The organism is Okeania sp. SIO3B5 (assembly GCF_010692555.1).
In the GTDB taxonomy this organism is placed as follows: Bacteria; Cyanobacteriota; Cyanobacteriia; order Cyanobacteriales; family Microcoleaceae; genus Okeania.
Map to the genome: position 1 here is coordinate 1 of NZ_JAAHHG010000543.1, position 6,605 is coordinate 6,605.

Sequence of the window (6,605 nt, forward strand, 5' to 3'; positions counted from 1 at the left end):
TATAGATTAATTTTCAACTTTCGCTAACTATTCTAAAATTTGCTTGCTGTAAATACAGCATATTCGGCAATTAATCTGATACAACTGATACGTTCATTAATGGATAATTGATAATTGATAATTGATAATTACCTATGGTTAAAACCGAGAGGATTGAATATAAGGAATATTGTCTTCTTTTTTCCCCTTAAAAGGGGAGGCTTTAAACCAGAATTATTTAATTATTAATTATTCGGTAAATATTTTTTGTCCTATTCACTCTTTCCTACTCCCTAAAATCATCAATATAAGTACTTCTATAGAGTAGTAAATTGCTATAAGTAGGAGGGTTTAATTATCCATAAAATCGTGATGGAAATTCAAAACTTGAAAAATTTATGGAAAACTTCTTGCTGGCTTAATTTTCAGATTCTTCGTTTCAACATTTATTGATGCCTATCTAGCTTATCAAGAAATTAAAATTCGTAATATGACAAATAAACTACCTGAATTTAAAAATCCTGAACTCCTCAAACAAGCTCTAACTCACCGCTCTTTTTTAAACGAAAATTCTGGAGAAGAAGATAATGAAAGTCTCGAATTTTTGGGCGATGCTGTGTTGGGTTTCCTAGTAGGAGAACTACTCTATAGACGTTATAAAGAAGAATATGATTTAAAACCTAAAGAACTTACGCGTCTCCGTTCACTTTTAGTAGATGAAAAACAATTGGCAAAATTTGCAGTTCAACTAGAAATAGGTGAATTAATGCGTCTTGGTAAGGGAGCAGAAAAAGACGGGGGTCGTCAAAACCCGGCTTTACTTAGTGACACTTTTGAAGCAATAATTGGAGCCTTTTTTCTAGATTCAAATTTGACGAAAGTTCGGCCTTTTGTAAACAAAATTTTTCAACCTGTTGCAGATGAAATAATTTTTCCAGACAATGATTTAGTAGATACTAAAGCTAAATTTCAACAGTGGGCATTAGAAGAAATTAAAAAAATTCCTAGATATGAATCTAATAAATGTGGTGGTTCAGATGATAAACCTATTTTTTTGTCTCAAGTATTTGTGGATAATATAAAGTATGCTCAAGGTGAAGGTAGTAGTAAAAAAGAAGCAAAAAAACAAGCTGCGAAAAATGCACTATCTAAATTGAAACAAGAAGGATTAATATAGAAAAATATCAATAAATATAATCTTGAAAAATGACAAATAAACTACCCGAATTTAAAAATCCTGAACTTCTAAAACAAGCTCTCACCCACCGCTCTTTTTTAAACGAAAATTCTGGAGAAGAAGATAACGAAAGTCTAGAATTTCTGGGCGATGCTGTGCTAGGTTTCCTAGTAGGAGAACTACTCTATAGACGTTATAAAGAAGAATATGATTTAAAACCTAAAGAACTTACTCGTCTCCGTTCACTTTTAGTAGATGAAAAACAATTGGCAAAATTTGCAGTTCAACTCGAAATAGGTGAATTAATGCGTCTTGGTAAGGGAGCAGAAAAAGATGGAGGCCGTCAAAACCCGGCCTTACTTAGTGACACTTTTGAAGCAATAATTGGAGCCTTTTTTCTAGACTCAAATTTGACGAAAGTTCGCCCTTTTGTGAAAAAAATTTTTCAACCAGTTGCAGATGAAATAATTTTTCCAGATTCAGAAAGTGATGCACAAACAGATGATTTAGTAGATACTAAAGGTAAATTTCAACAGTGGGCATTGGCAAAATTTGGAGAAAATCCTAAATATGAATCTAATAATGGAGAAGGTCCCGATCATGCCAAAATATTCACTGCTGAAGTTAGAGTTAAAGGGAAATTATATGGTGTTGGAAAAGGTCATCGTAAACAAGAAGCTGAAAAACGGGCGGCAGAAAAAGCTCTGATAAAAGAAGGATTAATTTGAATAAGAATTTGGGGGTTATTTCAGTTATCATTCATCAGTTAGCCTCCTCCGGAGGAACTGCGTTAACAGTTATCAGTACCTCTGCAATAAGGAGGTTTGAAATAAGGAATATTCTCTTTTTTTGGCGTTGCTGAAATGTAATATTGTAAGTGGCTGAAGATCAAATTGAAAGTAAGCATTCAGCCGTCAGCCATCAGCTATCAGCTATTGCTTTTAGTTGATGATAAAAGCTTTGTTAATTCTCTTTCTAAAAAAGTTGGCTCCCTTGCCTTTAAAGTTTACATTAATTTAAACACTTTTCTCTAGGAGAGAGTCTTGTTGCTAACTACTAACTGCTAACTGCTAATAGCTGAATGCTTACAATTGAAAAACTTATGTTTTGCGTTGATACTTAATCTAAAAATCATTACCACTCAGCAACGCCATTATATGCACAAATTTTTCGACTGATAGCTGATAGCTAATAGCTGATAGCTAGTTAAATTAAGTAACAGCTTGACGTCCTTCAGTTTGCCCAAACCGAATGTAATGTTCTAACCCATTGATAAACAAACCATTTGTCACAGCATCAGCAATTTCTGGGTAAGTAGTCAAATAAAATTCTTCATCAAAAGCAAACTGAGGCGATCGCCCTTCAAAATAGCCAAATTCTAACCAATGTTCAAACCCATTACTAAATAAACCATTTGCCACAGCATCTGCTACACCGGAATTTTCTACTAAGTAAAGATTTTCGTTGAAACTGCTAGGAATATTAGGAGAGGGAATATTTGGAGGTTGACTATTAGAGCTTAGTTTGGCAACAAAAATATCGCTTGCTGTACTACTACCACCTGGAAGAAATTCAGGAAAAACAGTTGAGTTGCTGGAACCGACAATATAAGCGCTACCAACTTCATCTACTGCAATGTCATTGCCAAATATACCCAAATTATTGTTGTTCTCAAAGGAAATGGAATATTCTACAGTTCCACCATCGTTAGATATTTTACTGACAAAAGCATCGGCAAAGTTATCGTTACCAATAATATAAGTATTGCCGACTCCATCAATATCAATACCCTCAATAGACTCGAAATTTGCTGCTCCTAAATAAGTCGCATATCCAACAGAGCGATCGCTATTTACTTTCATCAAAATTCCATCACTTTCACCCCCACCAAAATTATCTTGCAAAGCATTAACAGTGGGAAATTCTCCAACTGGGGGTACTACTGCATCACCTCCAATAATTTGACTACCGGAAGCTCCTCCTACATAAATATTGCCCACTTCATCTACGGCAATGCTATTACCAGTATCTCCATCTACCGCACCATAATAAGTGGAAAAAATTAGGTCGCTACCGTCACTATTAAGTTGGGTAATGAATATATCTCGGTCTCCACCTAAAGAATTTTGTATTGCATTTACTGTCGGAAAGTCAACGGAGCGAGTATCACCAATTATATAAGCATTGCCACTACTATCTATAGTAATATCGTTACTTACCTCCGTATCATTTCCACCAAATAAAGTTGAGTAGATTAACTCACTTCCATCAGTAGATATTTTACTGACAAAAGCATCACGATTAAATTCATTAATTAAAGAATTTTGTAGTGCATTTTCTGTAGTAGGAAAGTCGCCAATACCTGTAAGAGGGACGATAGGAAAACGGAGTAAAGCACCTGTATCTCCTGTTATATAAACATTGCCATTATCATCTACAGCAATACCACTACTAAAATCGTTATCTTGCCCACCTAAATAAGTAGAATACTCGATATTAGTACCATCATCAGATAGTTTAACAACAAAAGCATCCCCTGAAAATTCACCGCCACCATAAGTATTTTGCAAAGCATTTACTGTCGGAAAGTCAACAGAATTAGTATTGCCTGTAACGTAGATATTACCACTTTCATCTACTTCAATATCTGTACCAAAATCATCACCACTTCCACCTATATATGTAGAATAAATCAGAGTTCCATCAGGAGAATATTTAGCAACAAAAGCATCGCCAGAACCAAATTCATTACCCCCAGTAAAGCTATTTTGTACAGCATTTGCAGTTACTGGAAAATCTATAGAATTGGTACTGCCTGTAATGTAAATATTGCCTTCTGCGTCGGTAGTTATGCCTCGTCCATCTTCAAAATTACTGCCTCCTAAAAGGTCAGAAAATTCTATAGTTGCATTATTATTTGAGGGAATTGGGGAACCAAAATTTAACCCTGGATTATTAATCAAAACTATATCATTAGTTTCTGGGAAATTTTCCACTGGAGTAATTACATCTGGAGAAACTTCTGATGGTGGTGGAGGTGGAAATTCTGGGTTTGTTGATATTACCTCTGGAGAAACTTCCGATGGTGGTGGAGGTGGAAACTCTGGAGGTGTTAATGTTATCTGTGATTGTTCAATTAGAAAGTTGAATTCATCCATAATTAGCACTAAATTAAATTCAAAATATACTGGGAAATTATTTTTGTTATTATACAATAAGGAGCAGGGAGTAGGGAGTAGGGAGTAGGGAGTAGGGAGTAGGGAGTAGGGAGTAGAAAAGAATAAAAACAAATGTACATCAGTGACTTGAGAAATACTATATTATTCAATTTCATCCCTAAACACTTAAACATTAATCATTTATTTTTTTATCTTGAACCTATCCCACTATTTTTACAGCATATTTCGGGCAAATGAGGTACAGGGTAAATGATGAAAATCATGTAGCGTGGGCATCTTGCCTGCGTTTAGGCATCTTGCCCGCTTCGGGGTGTACCTCATAACAACGGGAACTGTTTTAACAAGTTTATTTGTTTTAGTAAAATGTGTTTGAAAAGCTTAATTTTTCGTTTTTAACTCTCAAAATATTTAGGGTTTTTAGCAAAAATCTTATTAGTGGGATAGGTTTTTTTTTTATTTTGAGTTTAATACCAATTCTCAAAAGTAATACTATACTTAGATGACACTTCAGTTATTAAATAATTAATACAGACAAAGTCCCTTTTTGTTAATTAGCAGCTCAGTTAATGTTAATTATTCTTATGTTTATTTCTCCCCTACTCCCCTACTCCCCTACTCCCTCACTCCCCTACTCCCTACTCCCTACTCCCTACTCCCTACTCCCTATTCAAAGGATAAATATCTGCATTACTAGCTGACCATTCCCACATAGAACCAGAATAATTTTTCACCTTAAATCCCAAATCTGTCAATACAGAAGTAGACCAAGCAGAACGTACACCACCTGTGCAATAAGTAACAATAATTTTATCTTTTGTAACTCCCTTCTCTGTCAACATTTCTAAAATTTTATCCCGCGATAATAACATCCCATTATTATCTAACCAATACTTAAAATAGATATGAATTGCTCCTGGAATATGACCGCCACGTTGTTCTCCATAAGGTGTTTTTCCAGCATATTCTTGTGGCTCTCTAGTGTCAATAATTACCAGATTATCTTTTTCTAAACTTGTCTTTAATTCATTCTGACTAATATGCCAATTTTTATTCCGATTAACAACAAAATCTCCTCTAGGTGGAGAATTATTTTTCGTAAAATTAACTGTAGGAAAACCCGCTTTAACTAAAGCAGCAAAACCTCCATCAACTAAGAAGGATTTTTGATGACCTAAAGTGCGTAACATCCAAACTATTCTGCCATCTTCTCCCCAACCATTTATGGTATTGCCAAATACTATTACTGGTTTGTGATTAAAAATGCCTATAGCTTGTAATTTTTCTGTCAAAACTTTGTCATCTGTAAGTAATTTTCCTTTAAATGGAGATTGAGACTGAGAAAATTCTTTCCAGCCGATACAAGTTGCATTTAACAAACTTTGGGGATTCAATATTTTACAAGAACGAGCATCTAAAATTGTTGCTCCTTGTGCAACTAATTCCCTAGCTTGAGCAGAGCTAATTATCCATTTACTTTTAATTATTTTTTGGGGAGATTCATGAATTACAAATTGAGAATCAATAGATTGATTTTTGATTATATTGGTAGTTTTAATAAAACTGGATATCGCCAATGTAGAAATTAATCCTAAGAGCATTAATCCTACCACTGCAATAATTTTAAGTGTACTTAAATTGAGGCGATTAAACATATAGCAGTTTCCTCGTCGATTGGGTACATTTTGCCAGTAGAAAACAGGGAAAAAAGAGTAGGGAATAAGGAGTAGATATTATAGAAGTTTTCACCCTTGGTAGACCATAGAATTCCTATGAAAATACAAGGATTTTTCTTCTTATACTAATTACCAAAAATCACGCTATACCTGGGTGAAACTTCAATTATTAAATAATAATTAATACCAAATTGATAAATGTTTGCTACAAATATTTAGGGTATTTCTTAGGAGACAGGAGTCAGGAGTCAGAATGAATAGTTTTGATACTATTTTTTATGTAGTGATTTATCTTTTTCGTCTAATAGATATTTCCTATAAATTACTTGGTAGTCCTGCATGGTAATGGTAGAAGAGATATATTTTTTAATTTCTCCCACACTCCCAATCCCCCAATCTCCCCATCTCCCCATCTCCCCATCTCCCCATCTCTCAATCTCCCCATCTCCCCATCTCTCAATCTCCCCATCTCCCCATCTCCCCATCTCCCCCTCCCCCCCCCCCCCCCCCCCCTCCCCCCCCCCCCCACTCCCCCCCCCCCCATTCTTTTATACTCATTTATAATTTTTATATTCTTTTTTTAAACCTCTATATAAC

Annotated in this window: 5 protein-coding genes; 2 read left to right on the top strand and 3 right to left on the bottom strand. The window is 34.9% G+C overall.

Annotation, left to right across the window (positions count from 1 at the left end; translation table 11 throughout):
- Positions 1–469 precede the first annotated feature (469 nt).
- Together rnc (F6K54_RS37770) and rnc (F6K54_RS37775) are read left to right on the top strand one after the other, a co-directional pair.
- A complete protein-coding gene (gene rnc / locus F6K54_RS37770) occupies positions 470–1,156 on the top strand; it encodes a ribonuclease III (RefSeq protein WP_293089158.1) in 687 nt (228 codons plus the stop codon).
- A gap of 29 nt (positions 1,157–1,185) precedes the next feature.
- Positions 1,186–1,884, top strand: coding sequence for a ribonuclease III (rnc, locus tag F6K54_RS37775; protein ID WP_293089160.1), 699 nt, complete (start codon positions 1,186–1,188; stop codon positions 1,882–1,884).
- A 483-nt stretch (positions 1,885–2,367) separates the two neighbouring features.
- On the opposite strand, the gene F6K54_RS37780 is transcribed toward rnc (F6K54_RS37775), so the two are convergent.
- From F6K54_RS37780 to F6K54_RS37790, 3 genes are all read right to left on the bottom strand, one after another.
- Positions 2,368–4,314 (bottom strand): SBBP repeat-containing protein, encoded by a 1,947-nt coding sequence (locus F6K54_RS37780; RefSeq protein WP_293089162.1) that lies wholly within the window; start codon positions 4,312–4,314, stop codon positions 2,368–2,370.
- A gap of 677 nt (positions 4,315–4,991) precedes the next feature.
- Positions 4,992–5,987 carry a sulfurtransferase gene (locus F6K54_RS37785; protein ID WP_293089164.1) on the bottom strand — a complete coding sequence of 332 codons (996 nt, stop codon included), beginning with the start codon at positions 5,985–5,987 and terminating at the stop codon, positions 4,992–4,994.
- A gap of 290 nt (positions 5,988–6,277) precedes the next feature.
- Positions 6,278–6,493: a hypothetical protein gene (locus F6K54_RS37790; protein ID WP_293089165.1), complete on the bottom strand. Its 216-nt coding sequence runs from the start codon at positions 6,491–6,493 to the stop codon at positions 6,278–6,280.
- Positions 6,494–6,605: the final 112 nt, after the last annotated feature.

Excerpts from the sequence above, each read along its gene's own strand:
- rnc (WP_293089158.1), top strand. The coding sequence starts at position 470 with ATGACAAATAAACTACCTGAATTTAAAAATCCTGAACTCCTCAAACAA.
- rnc (WP_293089160.1), top strand. The coding sequence starts at position 1,186 with ATGACAAATAAACTACCCGAATTTAAAAATCCTGAACTTCTAAAACAA.
- F6K54_RS37780 (WP_293089162.1), bottom strand. The coding sequence starts at position 4,314 with ATGGATGAATTCAACTTTCTAATTGAACAATCACAGATAACATTAACA.
- F6K54_RS37785 (WP_293089164.1), bottom strand. The coding sequence starts at position 5,987 with ATGTTTAATCGCCTCAATTTAAGTACACTTAAAATTATTGCAGTGGTA.
- F6K54_RS37790 (WP_293089165.1), bottom strand. The coding sequence starts at position 6,493 with ATGGGGAGATGGGGAGATGGGGAGATTGAGAGATGGGGAGATGGGGAG.